Source organism: Actinomadura sp. NPDC047616 (assembly GCF_040642915.1).
Taxonomy (GTDB): Bacteria; Actinomycetota; Actinomycetes; order Streptosporangiales; family Streptosporangiaceae; genus Spirillospora; species Spirillospora miaoliensis.
Genome location: NZ_JBEYTB010000024.1, coordinates 85,155 through 100,020, shown reverse-complemented (window position 1 = coordinate 100,020; position 14,866 = coordinate 85,155). Strand labels below are relative to the sequence as shown.

The 14,866-nt window shown below is 73.3% G+C and carries 12 protein-coding genes and 4 tRNA genes; 12 read left to right on the top strand and 4 right to left on the bottom strand.

Annotated features, from left to right (window positions below):
* Positions 1 to 30 precede the first annotated feature (30 nt).
* Positions 31 to 945: a hypothetical protein gene (locus ABZ801_RS38450; RefSeq protein ID WP_360708059.1), complete on the bottom strand. Its 915-nt coding sequence runs from the start codon at positions 943 to 945 to the stop codon at positions 31 to 33.
* Between the two features lie 480 nt (positions 946 to 1,425).
* Complete coding sequence (locus ABZ801_RS38445) at positions 1,426 to 1,989, bottom strand: HD domain-containing protein (protein WP_360708056.1); 564 nt, start codon at positions 1,987 to 1,989, stop codon at positions 1,426 to 1,428.
* Positions 1,990 to 2,086: 97 nt separating this feature from the next.
* Between ABZ801_RS38445 and ABZ801_RS38440 the strand changes: the two genes are divergently transcribed.
* The gene (locus ABZ801_RS38440) at positions 2,087 to 2,476 is read left to right on the top strand and encodes a hypothetical protein (protein ID WP_360708053.1); all 390 of its coding nucleotides are present in this window, start codon (positions 2,087 to 2,089) and stop codon (positions 2,474 to 2,476) included.
* Here the strand turns inward: ABZ801_RS38440 and ABZ801_RS38435 are convergent.
* Positions 2,473 to 3,480 carry an asparagine synthase-related protein gene (locus tag ABZ801_RS38435; RefSeq protein ID WP_360708050.1) on the bottom strand — a complete coding sequence of 336 codons (1,008 nt, stop codon included), beginning with the start codon at positions 3,478 to 3,480 and terminating at the stop codon, positions 2,473 to 2,475. The two genes, ABZ801_RS38440 and ABZ801_RS38435, sit on opposite strands and share 4 nt — an antisense overlap.
* A 505-nt stretch (positions 3,481 to 3,985) precedes the next feature.
* Entirely contained in the window at positions 3,986 to 4,348 is a 363-nt protein-coding gene (locus ABZ801_RS38430) for a DUF488 family protein (protein ID WP_360708048.1), read from the bottom strand.
* Positions 4,349 to 4,416: 68 nt separating this feature from the next.
* Between ABZ801_RS38430 and ABZ801_RS38425 the strand changes: the two genes are divergently transcribed.
* The 11 genes from ABZ801_RS38425 (at position 4,417) to ABZ801_RS38375 (ending at position 14,865) form a co-directional block, all read left to right on the top strand.
* Positions 4,417 to 4,492: transfer RNA gene (locus ABZ801_RS38425), tRNA-Arg, on the top strand.
* 19 nt (positions 4,493 to 4,511) lie between these two features.
* Positions 4,512 to 4,585: transfer RNA gene (locus ABZ801_RS38420), tRNA-Ala, on the top strand.
* Positions 4,586 to 4,603: 18 nt separating this feature from the next.
* Complete coding sequence (locus ABZ801_RS38415) at positions 4,604 to 6,013, top strand: hypothetical protein (RefSeq protein ID WP_360708045.1); 1,410 nt, start codon at positions 4,604 to 4,606, stop codon at positions 6,011 to 6,013.
* A 39-nt stretch (positions 6,014 to 6,052) separates the two neighbouring features.
* Positions 6,053 to 6,127 (top strand) — tRNA-Gly (locus ABZ801_RS38410).
* An 89-nt stretch (positions 6,128 to 6,216) separates the two neighbouring features.
* Positions 6,217 to 7,965 carry a tetratricopeptide repeat protein gene (locus ABZ801_RS38405; protein ID WP_360708042.1) on the top strand — a complete coding sequence of 583 codons (1,749 nt, stop codon included), beginning with the start codon at positions 6,217 to 6,219 and terminating at the stop codon, positions 7,963 to 7,965.
* 46 nt (positions 7,966 to 8,011) lie between these two features.
* Positions 8,012 to 8,084 (top strand) — tRNA-Gly (locus ABZ801_RS38400).
* 32 nt (positions 8,085 to 8,116) lie between these two features.
* Positions 8,117 to 9,529 carry an SDR family oxidoreductase gene (locus tag ABZ801_RS38395; RefSeq protein WP_360708039.1) on the top strand — a complete coding sequence of 471 codons (1,413 nt, stop codon included), beginning with the start codon at positions 8,117 to 8,119 and terminating at the stop codon, positions 9,527 to 9,529.
* Positions 9,529 to 10,677, top strand: a complete 1,149-nt coding sequence (locus ABZ801_RS38390) for a gala protein (protein WP_360708037.1) — start codon at positions 9,529 to 9,531, stop codon at positions 10,675 to 10,677. The genes ABZ801_RS38395 and ABZ801_RS38390 overlap by 1 nt, the downstream gene beginning before the upstream one ends.
* A complete protein-coding gene (locus ABZ801_RS38385) occupies positions 10,674 to 12,470 on the top strand; it encodes an ankyrin repeat domain-containing protein (protein WP_360708034.1) in 1,797 nt (598 codons plus the stop codon). The genes ABZ801_RS38390 and ABZ801_RS38385 overlap by 4 nt, the downstream gene beginning before the upstream one ends.
* Positions 12,467 to 13,675 carry an AAA family ATPase gene (locus ABZ801_RS38380; RefSeq protein WP_360708032.1) on the top strand — a complete coding sequence of 403 codons (1,209 nt, stop codon included), beginning with the start codon at positions 12,467 to 12,469 and terminating at the stop codon, positions 13,673 to 13,675. The genes ABZ801_RS38385 and ABZ801_RS38380 overlap by 4 nt, the downstream gene beginning before the upstream one ends.
* On the top strand, positions 13,675 to 14,865 hold the full coding sequence (locus tag ABZ801_RS38375; RefSeq protein ID WP_360708030.1) for a VWA-like domain-containing protein: 1,191 nt from the start codon (positions 13,675 to 13,677) through the stop codon (positions 14,863 to 14,865). The genes ABZ801_RS38380 and ABZ801_RS38375 overlap by 1 nt, the downstream gene beginning before the upstream one ends.
* Position 14,866: the final 1 nt, after the last annotated feature.

Below are 14,866 nucleotides of genomic sequence, written 5' to 3'. Positions count from 1 at the left end.
CTAGCCGCCGATAGTTAATACATGTATTAACTACTCGGAATCTCCCGGCGCCGTTGGGATGGAGCGCAGGACGGCGCCCACGAGCGTCAGGCCCACGACGATGCCCAGGACGTGCTGAACGACTGCGAACGTCGTGTACTCCGCGGCCACGAAGCCTCCAGGCTGGAGGATCACCATCGGCAGCTTCCAGCAGCTCCACGCGAACAACGAGCCCGAAGCCGCGTAGGCCGGCGTCATGGCGATCCACACCCGAAGCCGGGCGGGCCGACCGTGCGTGAGCGCCCAGGTGCCCCAGACGCCGAGCAAGGCCCACAGCCCCGAGTTGGCGTTCAGCAGCCGCCCGTTGAGATCCCAGTGATCGCGATGAGCCGGATCGAGCCCCAGCGTCCCGCCCAGCGCCCGGTAAGACCAGAGCAGACCCAGGCCGCCGGCCACTGCCATCGCCACCGTCACGACCGGCGACGGGCGGGCACGGCCGTCCCCGGCCCGTCCGAGGAAGGCCCGCGGCCATCTCTCCCTCAGATAGATCGGCAGGGCCACCGCCAGGCCCACGGCCATCCCGGCGAACCCGATGGTGATGAACACCGTCTCCCAGCGCGGAGCCGCGTCGGATCCGCCGCCGTCACCCCGCTCGCCCCCGAACGCGCCGAGAATTCCGCTGATCAGCGCGTACGGAAGCATCGGGACCAGGAAACCCGCGCCCACCCAGGAAAAGAAGATCACCGGCGCTGCGGGCAGCCGACGCCCCCAGCGCTGGGCCAGCGCCAGTCCCAGAGCGACCCCGGTCGCCGCCATCACCACGGTGACGAAGTTCAGCACCACCCAGTCCGCGGTGCCGAAGTCGTCCGGACCGTGCCCGAGCAGGGCGGCGACGACCCAGAGGATTTTGACAACAAGGTAGAGCGCCATGCTGAGCGCCGCGGCGTAACCGGCGACCCTGCGCACCGCGCTCCAACGCGCACCGACTCCCGCCGCAGCCGCTGATCCCTGCGTCACGCTGAACTCTCCCCGCGCGCCGGCCGATCTGGACACCGGCGAGCCTTCCGGACCCACCGCCCGCGCGGGACCCGCCACGGTAGGAACCGCCGGCGACCTGTTCCCCCACACGGGGGAAGCAAGATCACCCCTCCGGGTCCTTGCCTCCCGGCCGCGCACCAGACACGCCCCCGTCCGGCGCTCCGGACACGCCCCGGCCCGGAGCCGCAGACGCGGCCTGGCTTTGTCCCGCGGATATGACCTGGCTGGACACGGCGGACGTGGCTCGACCAGGCACACCCACCGCCGTTTCGCTCGGCACCCTCCGGCCCGGCTCGCCGCACACGGACCGGCCCGGCACGTCGGGCAGGCTCGGGCCTGGCACGGGGGCCGGGCCACGCCGCTGCCTGGAGTGAACGCCCAAGACGTGTGCGCGCCCTGGTGCGTTGGCTAGTCTCCGTTCACCGCCCGCGCCAGCCACTCCAGCGACCCGGTCTCCAGCGCCTCCCTGGCGAGCCGCTTGGCCGACTCGGTCTGAAGTTGCGTCAGCGAGCTGTCGATCCACGGCTGGGTGTTCTGGTTGCCCTGCTCCCGGTACTCGACGGCCTGGAGGAGGCATTCGAGCTTGTCGGCGTCCCGCGCGCACACGGCCTCGGCGCTGGCCTTGCCCTCGTACTCCCCGACGACCCTCTTGATCATCTCGGCGACCGGTTCGGGCAGGCCGCGGACCTGATGCCCGGTGACCTCCTCGTTGGACGCCTTCGTCACATAGGGCCTGGCCAGGTAGGGGATGTCGGTGAGGCGCGTCTCCTGGCTGTCATGGAACAGACTGAGCAGGGCCGCCCGCGCCGGATCGGCCCCCTCCATCTCGGCGAGCACACTGGCGATGACCGCCGCCCGGAACGAGTGCTCCGCGATGCTCTCCGGATCCCTGACACCCGCGATGAGCCAGCCGGTCCGCTTGTACCGCTTGAGCAGCCCCAGCTCGTACAAGAACCCCGCCGTCTGCCCCATGTGAACCCTCCCCCTCAACGACCGTCCGCCATTCCTGCCCGGAAGACGCAGACGTCACCCGCTCAGCCCAAGCCCCTCCCCGTTACAGTCACGCGCCATGACGATGATGTTCGACGTCTTTCTCTACGCGCCCGAAGGGAAGAAGCTCACCGGCTCGGTGAGCGCCCGGAACGACGGGGTGATCGACCGCGCCACGGCTCCTGGCAGCCGCCGGACGCACCGCTGCCGAACTGCAAGCCAAGTCCCGGCCCGTGCCCACGGGCCATCGTTGAGCAGGCGTGCCGCGATCAGCTGGTCAGGGGTTCGCGGCGGCCTCAGCGGAGCGACCTCCGGCATCGGTGAGGCGATCGCACGCTCGCTCGCGGCCGCCGGAACGACCGTGCTCATGGTCGGACGCAGCGACCAGCGCCTCGGCGACACGCGCACGGGGCCGCGCCGCCGTTCGCGCGGACGGGCACTTCGGCTCAGCGGAAACAGGTCGAGCTAGTCGCCCTTCAGGATGGCGAGATAGAGCCGGGTGGCCACGGCCTCGGGGTCTTCCGTCTTCGGATTCGTGTAGGTCGTGGCACCGGGCAGGCCGGCCGCGTAGGCGCGGGCGGCGGTGGCGAGCGCGCCCATCAAGCCGGACGCCCTTTGTATGGGCGACTTAGCGGTCCACGCGAGGTGCTTCGCGCCGCTGGGCAACAGCGCGTCACAGGCGATCCGAAGCGCGAGCTTGTCGACAGGGCTGCCGTCATGGTCGCCGAACAGGGCGCGCGGTGCGAACCGCGCGGCGAGCCGCCACCAGCGGACGGTCTGGAAGACATGGATCAGGCGGTCGGCGTAGCGGTCCAGGAGGGCGGGATAGAAATCTGGGACGAGGCGGTCGTAACGAAAGTTCGCCGCCGACTCCTCACGGATCAGCCGATCGATCTCGGCCCGGGCCTCGTCGCTGTCCAGAGGGTGAGTCGGCTTCCTGCCACCGCCGAAGATGGCGTCGGCACCGCTGCCTGTCAGGATCGGCCCCGGGTTCGCGATACGGTCCAGGCTGCGGCGGGCGGCGAGCAAGGGGATGCCGGCGGTGACCTCCCACAGTTCGGACGTTCCGATCCGGCCCATCACGTCCCGTGCGAGCTGGACGACCTCATCAGCCGTGAGCTCGATGATGTCGTGCGGAAGCCCCAGCGCGGCCGCTGCGGCGGCGGCATGGGGCCTGTCCGCCCCATCGCCGGTCACGATCGTGATCGCCCGCGCGCGGACGCCGAGATCCGCCGCCATGGCGGCGACGTAGATCGAGTCGACGCCCCCGCTGAGCAAGATCGACGGGGTGCCGGGGAAACGTTCGAGCACCGCTTGCACGCGGGAACGGGTCTCGTCCGCGATCAGCTTCGCGGCTGCCCGCGGATCGGTGAGCGTCCGGGCGTCCGGGTCGGGCACCGAGAGGTCTCCGAGCAGGTCCGAGACGAACTCCATCGGCTCGGAAGTCGGCGGCGCCAAGAAGATGTCCTTCACCCTTTCCATAGTGCCGGTTGGGCTGGTGGCGTCAGGCGAGTCCCGCTGCGAACCATGGCGCGTCGTTGACCGGGTGCCGAAGGGTGGGATTGAACGGGCCGGGTGCTCCAGCGCCCAGGCGACGTACTGGTGCGGGGACGTGCGCAGGACCTCGTTCGCGGAGCCTCCTTGTTCCACGCCAGTGCCGTGCACCGGTCCGTCAGTTCCCGTTCGGTGAACGCGGCGAGCGGGGCCTGGATGGCGTAGTGCTTTCAGGGCGCGTTGCGGGACACGTCCGCCAAGGCTCCCACCGGGGAAGCTTCCTCAGTGCTCGCCGCGCGAGCCCGTCATCCCAAAATCGTGACGGTCGTCGCGGACGCGGGGCACCACCTGCAGTCGACGCATCCGCAGGAGGCGGCACGGGCCATCCGCGCACACGGCATCCACCCGAGCCCCCACGGCACCACGACGCCCCAAGGACATCCGCGTTGACATTCAACGTTGCAGGTGGGGAGGCGCCCCCTGCTCAACCTGACAGGGCCTTGAGGAGAGTGGGGACCTGGCTGTGGTCCATGTCCTTGGTGGCGGTGAGCAGGGTCAGGGGGCCGGACGCGGCGAGTTCCCGGAGATGGTCCAGCGCCTTGGTGCGGGCCTCGTCGGCGAGTTCGGTTTCGTAGCGGCGGCAGAACTCCTCGTAGCGGGACGTGTCGTGGCCGTACCAGCGGCGTAGTTCGGTGGACGGGGCGACGTCCTTGAGCCACTCGTCGATCCGCGCGGAGTCCTTGGACAGGCCACGTGGCCAGAGACGGTCCACGAGGACGCGCGTGCCGTCCTGGGGTTCGGGCTCGTCGTAGGCCCGGCGCACCCTGGGCTTGGCCGGTCTGCTCATGTTCTGGGTCGTGCCCGCATCCTTTATCGCTATTCGCGGTGCACCGGTGGGCCCTAAGCTGCCGGGCGGCGGGCCATAGCGCAGAGGTCGTCGCGCCCGGCGGCGCATCCGGGAGGACGCCGGTTCGAATCCGGCCGGTCCGCTCCCCGAAGGCGTTGCCCGGTGGGCCGTAGCGCAGAGGTCGTCGCGCCTGGAACCGCATTCCAGGCGGACGCCGGTTCAATCCGGTCGGCCCACATGGTTGTGGAGGTGCAGGTGACGTCGTGGAGGGGCGCGTGCCCGTTCTTCCCCCGGCTGCAGGCGGGTGTGTGGGCGCGGGTGCGGCGGTACGCGGTGCCGCGCTGGATGATCGAGGAGGCGACCGAGCGGCGCCTGGCGGGGGACTGGCGGGGCGCCTGCGCCGTCGCGAACGTCGACACGGCCGGCATCGACCTTGCGCGCGTCGCCCGTGAGCGGGGCGCGGCGGTCGCGGAGGCGATCGAGGACGACCTGCGCCATCTCGCCCCGGACCTGCTGCGCTGGCACCTGCCCCGCGATCGCACCCTGTGGGGCGACGACGAGATAACGCTGCGTTCGCCACTGGTGCTGGCCTCCTACGAGGGCGCGTTGCTGCGGGTGCGCCCCGCACGTCACGGGTCCGACCTGCACGGCGTCGTCCTGGAGGTCTACCTGGGTGGGCGGCGGCCGGAGACGCCGAACGACTGGACCGGGGTTCGGCACCTGTGGGATGCGCGGCGCGTCCCCGAACTCCTCGCCTGGTGCGGCGGCGACGGGAGGGCGCCGTTCTTCCACGCCGACGGCACGCCGCTCACGGCATCGGAGCTGCCGGCGTGTGATCCCGGCCCTGCCGATCCGGTGGGACGCACCGAATGGATCACGCTGCTGCACCAGCGTGGCGACATCGCGGCGGCCTTCGCCGTGGCGGGCATCGAGACAGACCCCAAAGGCGATCCCCTGGAGCGGGCGCATCGTTTTCCCCTGGCTCCGTTCCGGCTCAAGCAGGTGATGAGCCGATGGAACGCGCGCCACTTCCTCGTAGAGGACGCGATCGACGCCTTCGGTTATCACTATCTGGCTGGACAGGACCGCGCCGGGCGGCTCGCCCTGCACTTCCAGTGGGACGAGGACGGCGGGACGCTGGGCGTGACCAAGGCGCCCCCGCGGCTCCACGGGCCTCACCGCCGCCTGCCCCGCGTGTACTGGGAGCGGTACGTGGATCTGGACCTGCTGTGGGCGGGACGCATCACGCCCGACGAACTGCATCCGCTCGTGCGTTCGGCGCTTTTCCCGCAACGGCCCGCCCCGGACGGGCCGGTCGGTCCGCCTGATCCGGGTCCGCCTCCTGTCGTGCGGGTGCGGTGCCGTGGGGAGTGGCACGAACTGGTGATGGTGGACGGTGTTCTGCGTCCTGCCAGGCACCACGACGGCGAATGGCTACGTGAGAAGGCGATGGCCGCGTTGGGCGGCCGGAGTTCCGGGTGTTTCGCCGTCCTGGACGCCTGGGGGAAGGGCACGGTCCGCTTGCCGAGGCGCCTGCGCGCCTACCGGCGTGAGGTGATGGCCCGGGCGCGGCACCGCGACGGGCCCGGTTTGCAGCGCATGCGGGAACTCGGCTGTGATCTGGACGTGCGCGACTCTTCGGGGCGTCCGGTCGTCATGCCGTAACGGCCGGCCGGGTGGGGCTGCCGTTATGCTGCGGGGCGGCGGGCCGTAGCGCAGAGGTCGTCGCGCCGGGTCTCCCAAACCTGGAGGACGCCGGTTCGAATCCGGTCGGCCCGCCCCTCGGGGAATCGCGGACGCGTCACGGTGTTCTCTGGTACCTATGCCGGATGTCCGTATTCGCCTCCCCGCCCTCAACCGAAAACCGCATGCACGATGCGGCCGCGTACGCCCGGCGGCTTCTGGACCGAGGAGACATCGACGGGGCCCTGCCCTGGCTTGAACAGGCAGGGCGCGCGGGGGACGCGTGGTGTGTCCGCGCGCTGGCCGCGGCGTTGCGGGACCGCGGCGAGTACGAGCGGGCCGAGCGGTGGTACCGCGTCGCCGCCGAGCGCGATGGCGGGTGCGCGTTCGGCCTGGCCACGCTGCTGGAGGAGTCGGGCGACACGGCGGGCGCGGCGCGGTGGTACGCCCGGGGCGCCGAGCTGGGCAGCGCGGAGTGCCGGACGAACGGGGCGCTGCTGCTGGCCGCGCAGGGGCGGCAGGACGAGGCGGAGCGGCGTCTGGAGGAGGCCCTGGCGCGGGGAGACCAGACGGCCGGGCACGCCCTGGAGGCGATGGAGCGGTTCCGCTCCTTCGTCTACGAGCGCGAGGACATGGTCGCCGAGGCCATCGCGGGAGGGGACTACGCGGCGGCGCTTCAGGCCGTCGCCGAACTCGGCCAGGACGTCGCCGATTTCCGCGCCCATCCGTACTTCCAGGACGACGCGGTGAAACTGTTCGACAAGGTCGCCGACCTGACGGACGACGACAGGCCGCTCGTCTGGAAGGGCCTGCTGCTGGAGCGCGTCGACCGATGGGACGAGGCCCACCGGACGCTGGAGGAGGCGGCACGGCGTTTTCCCGGTCGGCCTTACGCGCCGTTCACGTTGGGCGTCCTGTGCAGGGAGCGGGGGCTCGTGGGGGAGGCCGAGCACTGGCTGAGGAGGGGCGCCGCCCTCGCGGACGCGTCCTCGATGTGGCAGCTGGCCGGCCTGTGCCTGCGCCAGAGCCGTTTCGCCGAGGCGCGCGACTGGTACGCGGCCTACGGCGAGCACGCCGGTGACAACGACAACCGCGACGTCGAAGGAGCGCTGGAGCGCGTGGAGACGCTGCGGCGGACGGCCGGAGCGGTCACGGCGGCGGACGCCGGGCGGCTGGAGGGGCTCCGCGCCGCCGCCGAGGGCGGGAACGTGGACGCGGCCGTCGAACTGGCCGGGCTGCTCGAAGAGGCCGGACGGTTCGCCGAGGCCGCGCACTGGTACGGCATGGCGGCCGAGCGGGGGGACGTCGCGGCCGGGCTGGCTCTGGGGGAGTTGCTCTACGGACGTTGCGAGGCCGAGCCGCGGCATGTGGTCGGGTGGTTCCTTCCGGCGGCCGAGGCGGCCTACGAACGGGCCCGTGCCGCGTCCGAGCCGGACGAGGAGGACGTGGGGCTCGTCGAGCGCGTCGGGCACCTGCTGATGATCGCCAACGACGCGTTCAACGCGGAGAAGTGGCTGCGCCGCGCCGCCCGGCTCGGGCACGGCAAGGCGGCGTGGTGGTGCGGCGACAGGTCCGACGAGTACGGCGACGTGCAGGAGGCCGAGCGCATGTGGGCGCTGGCGGCGCGGCGCGGGGTGGCGTGGTGCGGCTGGCCGGCGGGGCGCAGCATGGTGCGGCGCGGCGCGTACGCGGAGGCCGAGCCGCTGCTGCGGCTGGCCTGGGACGGCCGCCACGACGAGCGTCCGCTGCACGAGGCCGCCTACTGGCTGGGCCTGTCGCTGCGCGGCCAGGGCCGCCTGGAGGAGGCCGCGCGGTGGCTGCGCACCGCCGTGGACGTCCACCACCACGTGCGCAGCGCCATGGGCACCGGGCTGTTCGATCCGCGCGCCGCTCTGGCCGAGGTGCTGGACGAACTGCAACGGCACGAGGGATGAATCCGAAGAAGTCCGGCAGGTCGGTCGGTAGGCTCACCGTCGGTGATGGGCCGTAGTGCAGAGGTCGTCACGCCCGCCTGCCAAGCGGGAGGACGCCGGTTCGAATCCGGCCGGTCCATCACCCCGTTTCGTCCGTGGGGGAGCCAGCGCGGTGGCGTCGACCGAATCCGAGCCGACACAGGCCGACATCGACACGTGCCTGCGGGTGCTGGAGCACGCGGCCTCGGCGGACCCCGACGATCCGCGTTGGCTGCACGTCCGGCGCGCCGTCGGCAACGCGTACCGGGCGGGCAAGAAGGCGCGCAAGGCGGCGCGGCGCGAGGAGCGGCGGCGGCACGACAGGGAGGCCCTGGCCGCGTCCGAACGTCACCGCGAGCAGAACCCCGCGCCCGATCCCGCACCCGAGCCCGCACCCGGCCCCACTCCCGGCCCCGCACCCGGCCCCGCGCGTGGGCAGGCGCCGCGGCGGCTGATCGGCGCGCGGCGCTGCTACGTCTGCAAGACGCCCTACCGGCAGGTGCATCCGCAATACCACATGATGTGCCCGCCGTGCGCGCAGGAGAACGCCGCCCGCCGGCACGCCCGCGCCGACCTGCGCGGACGCCGCGCACTGGTCACCGGCGGACGGGTGAAGATCGGCTTCCACACGGCGCTGAAGCTGCTGCGCGACGGCGCCGAGGTGCTGGTGACCACCCGGTTCCCCCGGGACGCGGCGCGCCGGTTCGCCGCCGTGGCCGACGCGCACGACTGGCTCGACCGCCTGCACGTCCACGGCGTCGACCTCCTCGATCTGCCCGCCGTGGCCGACCTCGTCGCCCTGGCGCACCGGCGGTTCGACCACCTCGACATCCTGGTCAACAACGCCGCCCAGACGATCCGCCGCCCGCCCGCCTACCACCGCGAGGTGCGCGCCGCCGAGGACCGCGCGCTGACCGGCGGCGCCGCCCGCGTCACCGTCTCCGGCGCGGCCCGTCCCGCGCTCACCGCCGGGCAGGCCCTGGAGGCACTGCCGGACGCGGGCTGGGAGGCGCTGTTCCCGGCCGGGCGGACGGACGAGACCGGCCAGCCGCTCGACCTGCGCGACCGCAACAGCTGGGTGCTGCGGCTGGAGGAGGTGCCGCCCGGGGAATGGCTGGAGGTGCACGTGGTGAACGCCTTCGTGCCGTTCCTGCTGACCTCCCGGCTGCGCGGCCTGATGGAGGCGTCCCCGCACCCGGACCGGTACGTGGTGCAGGTGTCGGCGATGGAGGGCAGCTTCTCGCGGGCCTACAAGTCCGTCCGCCACCCGCACACCAACATGGCCAAGGCGGCGCTGAACATGATGACCCGGACGTCGGCCGCCGACTACGCCGCGTCCGGCATCTACATGAACAGTGTGGACACCGGTTGGGTCACCGACGAGCGGCCCCATCCCAGCCGGACGGCGCAGCGCGCGCTTGGGTTCCGCCCCCCGCTGGACGTCATCGACGGGGCCGCCCGCGTGTACGACCCCATCGTGCGGGGCGTGCGCGGCGAACCCGTCCATGGACTGTTCCTCAAGGACTACCGCCCAGTGGAGTGGTGATGACTGAGCCCGAGACACGGCCCACCCCGGTGCGTTGCCCCGCCATCGAACACCCCGACGTCCCGGCGGCCGACCCGGCCGCCCTGGAACCGCTGCTGGTACGCCTGGGCGACGCGGCCGCGGTCGACGCCGACGAGACGTTCCCCCTGGGCACGCTACGTCCGGACGGTCGTGTCGACCTGTGCAAGCAGGGCCTGGGTGCGCAGGGGACCGCGCGCCTCCTGCCGGTGGCCGCCGCGTCGCCGCACGCCGTGCACCTGCTGCTGGGCACCAACGCCATGGGGAACGACGGCGCGCGTGCCATCGCCCAAGCGCTCGTCCCCGGGCACGGCGTCGAAACGCTCTACATGGGCTGCAACCGTATCGACGGCGAGGGTGTCGCCATGCTCGCCGAACGGCTGGCGGACGACGACACGGTGCGGGCCGTGTGGTTCAAGCGCAACCCCGTCCGTGACGAGGGTGTGCGCGCGCTCGCGGCCATGCTCCGCCGCAACACGACGATCCGCACCCTCGACCTGGTCAACACAGGCATCACCGTGGACGGTCTGCGCGTGCTGCTGGACGCGCTGGCAGAACGTCCGCAACCGGTGGAACGCCTCTTCCTCGGGGGCAACGGCTTCGCCGCCGACGCGGCGCCCCTACTGGCCTCCCTCATACGCGACGCGGGCGTGCGCGAACTGTACGTCTCGTCGAGCCACCTGGGGGACGCGGGCGCCGCCGCCCTGGCCGGGGCGGCAGACCCGACTCGTCCCGTACGGCTCGGGCTGGGCGGCAACGGGATCGGCCCTGACGGCGCGCGCGCTCTGGCAGACGCCCTCGACGGCATCGAAACGCTCGACCTGGGGCGTCCACGTTCGCAACGCGCGCTGGGCGCACCCGCCAACGCCACCGGCGACGAAGGCGCCTCCGCGCTGGCCGACGCCCTCCCCGGCAGCCCCCTGCGCACGCTCGACCTGGCCCACTCCGGCATCACCGGACGCGGCGCCAAGGCACTGCTGGCCCGGGCAAGCGGCAACGCGACGCGCCTGGAGCGGGTGCGGCTCGGCCCCAACGTTCCGCGCCGCGTCAAGCGCGCGCTGAACGCGCTGATGCGTCCCCTGACCCCGGCCCATTCCGACATTCAGCTGATCGGGAGCGTCTATCGGTGAGCAAGCGCGACACCCCCGTCCAGCCGAAACCGGGCACCAACGCGTGCGCACCGTTCGACCGTGAACGCGCGGGCATGTGGGCCCGGACCCGCCGGTACGCGGTGCCGCGCTGGATGATCGAGGAGGCGGCGGAACGGCGCCTGGCCGGGGACTGGCGGGGCGCCTGCGCCGCCGCCGGCGTCGACGTCGCCTTCGACCTCGCCGAGGTGGCCCGCCAGGACGGCCCGGCCATCGCCGAGGCGCTGGAGGACGACCTGCGGCACCTCGCGCCCGACCTGCTGCGCTGGCACCTGCCCCGCCTGGAGCCGCAGTGGAGCACGCAGACGATGATCACGCCCCGCCGCGTGATCGTGCTGCGCGCCTACGACCGGCCGCGGCTGCGCGCCACCCTGCAGATCGTCACCCCCGAGGGCGTCGGCGGGCAACGGCTGACGCTGCGGTTCGGCTCCGTGGCCGTCGGCACCGCGAAGACCTCGCGGACCGAGCTCGACTGGTCGGCGGCGCGCCACGTCTGGGACGTGCGGCACGCGCACGAACTCCTCGCCCGGCACGGCAGCCTGGACCGCGCCCCGTTCTTCAACGCCGACGGCACCCCGCGCCGCCCGGACCAACTGCCCACCGAGAACCCGGGCCCGGACGATCCCGTCCGCCTCGCCGAATGGATCACGCTGCTGCACGACCGCGGCGAGGTCGAACGGGCGTTCGTCGCCGCGAACGTCGCCCTGGAGATCGACGAGGCCCGCCGCCACGGTGTCGATCTGCTGGACGCGCTGCGCTCCAGCGTGCTGGCCCTCCACCGGCTGCGTCCCGAACTGCGGCGACTCGCCCGCGAGGGCATCGTCCGGAACTGGCACGTTCCGATCGGCGAGCAGGTCACGCACTGGGTGCTGCGCTACTTCGTCGCGACGGTGGAACAGACCGACGACCCGACGTGCCCCGGCGACGGCCTGCGCCTCACCCTCCACCGCGAGATGAGTCCCGCCGAGCGCCGGCGGCAGGGCCGCCCCGCCGTCGCCACCGTCCCGCTGCCCGATGTGTACTGGCGACGCCTGCCCGACCTGGAGCTGCTGCGCGCCGGACGGCTCACCCCCGACGACCTGCACCCGCTGGTGCGTTCGGCGCTGTTCCCGGCACGGGACGCGCCCCGCGACGGCCGCCCGATCGGCCCGCCCGACCCCGGGCCGCTTCCGGTCATCCGCGTCCGCTGCCGAGGCGTGTGGCACAGGGTGTCGTACCAGGGTGGGGTCCTGCACACGCACGACCACACCGAGGAGGAACGGCGGCGCGAGCAGGCGCTCAAGGCGTTCGGCGGCAAGGTTGTCGGCTGCTTCGCCGTCCGGCAGGGCTGGACGTCCACCGGACGGATGCCACGCGCCCTGCGCGTCCAGCGCAACGAGCTGTTCCACAGGATGCGGCACGGTGACACCCCCGGCGTGCTGCGCATGCTCGACCTCGGCCACGACCCGCACGCCCGCGACGGCGAAGGAACCACGCTCCTGCACCTGATCGGCCACGTCGACCACCGGCTGCTGCTGCCGCGCCTGCTGGCGGCCGGCCTCGACCTGGAGGCGTCCGACGAACGCGGCCACACCCCGCTGTTCCGCGCCGTCGCCTGGGGCGCCTCGGCGGACGTCGTCCGGGCCCTGGTGGACGCCGGGGCGCGCACCGACGTCCACGGCTACGTCTACCCGGGGGGCGACGTGAACCTCGCCGAGCTGATCGACATCCGCAGGCGTCGCGACCTGGACTTCCTCAAGGAGCGGATCGCCGCACAGGGGGAGAGGAACACATGACCGCCACCACCGACGAACCCACCAGCGGTCACGACGCCCTGGCCGTGGCCGACGAGCTCAACAGGCGTGCCGGGGCGTGGCGCACCGAACCCGCCCAGGACCACCGGTTCGAGGCGCTGGCGCTCGCGGTCACCGCGAACCTGCCCGTCCTGCTGTGGGGGGAACCGGGCATCGGCAAGTCCGCCGGGATGCGCCAGCTCGCCGACGGCCTCGGCGTCCCCCTGGAGACGGTGATCGCCAGCGTGCACGAGCCGTCCGACTTCGCCGGGCTGCCGATCGTCGGCGACGACCCGGCGGTCACCGGCGTGCCGATGGCGCCGCCGGACTGGGCGGTGCGCGTCGCCCGCGCCGGACGCGGCCTGGTGTTCTTCGACGAGCTGTCGTCCGCGCCGCCCGCCGTCCAGGCGGCCCTGTTGCGCGTGGTGCTGGAACGCCGCGTCGGCAGCCTGACCCTGCCCGAGCCGGTGCGCGTCGTCGCGGCCGCCAACCCGCCGTCCAGCGCCGCCGACGGCTGGCACCTGAGCCCGCCGCTGGCCAACCGGTTCGTCCACCTGCACTGGACGCACGACCCGCGGACGGTGGCGCGCGGCATGGCGGGCACCTGGCCGCAGGTCTCCGTCCCGAAGATCGAGCCCGCGCGGATGCCGTCCGCGGTGGCGCGGGCGCGCGGCGCGGTGTCGGGCTTCCTCACCGCGCGTCCCGGCCTGACCCACCAGCTTCCCGGCGACGCCGAGGCGCGCGGCGGCGCCTGGCCGTCGCCCCGCAGCTGGGAGATGGTGCTGCGGCTGCTGGCGACCGGATACGCCACCGGCGCCGGACGCGAGGCGCTGTCGGCCGTCGTCGTCGGCGCCGTCGGCGAGGGCGCGGGCCTGGAACTGCTGTCCTACCTGGAGAACCTCGACCTGCCCGACCCCGACCGCGTGCTGGCCGACCCGGACGCGTTCGCGCTGCCCGACCGCGGCGACCGGCAGCTGGCGTTCCTGACCTCGGTGGTCGCGGCCGTCCAGGGACGGCTCACGCAGAGCCGCTGGGAGGCGGGCTGGACGGTGCTGGCCAAGGCGGTCGACGCGGGCGTCCCGGACGTCGCGGCGCGCGCGGCGGTCGACCTGGCCGCCCTGCGCGACGTCGACTGGCCCGTGCCCAGCGGCATCGACGCGTTCGTCGACCTGCTGCAACTGTCGGGCGCGCTCACCGGCGACCGCTGATGACCGGGCACGCACCCGATCTGGACCGGACGAAACTGCTGGCCGCCCGGTTCCGCGCCGCGTCCGAACGCCCCTACCTGGCGTCCGCGCTGTACTCGCTGTCGGTCGTCCCGACCACCGCCGTGCCGACGATGGGCGTCGACCGGTACTGGCGCTGCTACGTGTCGCCCGCGTTCGTCGACGCCACCCCCGTGGAGGAGCTGGCGGGCGTGTGGATCCACGAGGCCGCGCACCTGCTGCGCGACCACCACGGCCGCGCCGACCTGCTGGCGCCGGGGCTGCGCCGCGACCGGCTGCGCGTCAACATCGCCCAGGACTGCGAGATCAACGACGACCTGATCGCCGACGGGCTGAGCCTGCCCGCCGGACGCGTCACGCCCGCCACCTACGACCTGCCGCCCGGACGGCTGTTCGAGGAGTACCTGTCCGGCGTGCCCGCCTCCGGCGGGGCGCTCGACTGCGGATCGGGCGCCCACGGCGAGCCCGCCCCGTGGGACCTCGGCGACACCGACGGCAACGCCGCGCGCGTCACCGAGGCCGAGGCCAAGGCGATCCGCAGGCACACCGCCGAGGCCATGCGCGCCCACCACCGCAGCCGCGGCAACCTCCCCGCCGGATGGCGGCGCTGGGCCGAACAGGTGCTGGAACCGACCGTCGACTGGCGGCGCGTGCTGGCCGGGGCCGTCCGCGAGGCGCTGTCGTGGGCGAGCGGCGCCGCCGACTACACCTACCACCGCCCGTCCCGCCGCGGCCCGGCCCTGCGCGGCGTCGTCCTGCCGAGCCTGCGCCGCCCGCTGCCGCGCGTCGCCGTCGTCATCGACACCTCCGGCTCGATGGGCGACGACGCGCTGGCCACCGCGCTCGCCGAGGTCACCGGGGTGCTGCGCGAGGTCGGCGTGCGCGGCGACCGCGTCACCGTGCTCAGCGTCGACGCCGACGTGCAGGCCGCGTCGCGGGTCACCACGGCCGACCAGATCGAGCTGAAGGGCGGCGGCGGCACCGACATGCGCGTCGGGATCCGCCGGGCCCTGGACGCGCCGCACCCGCCCAGCGTCGTCATCGTCCTCACCGACGGCTACACGCCCTGGCCGGACGAGCCCGCCACGTGCCGGCTGATCGCGGTGCTCATCGGCGCGGGCGGTCCGGAGCCGCCGTCCTGGGCCGAGACGATCCGCGTGCCGAGGACCTGAG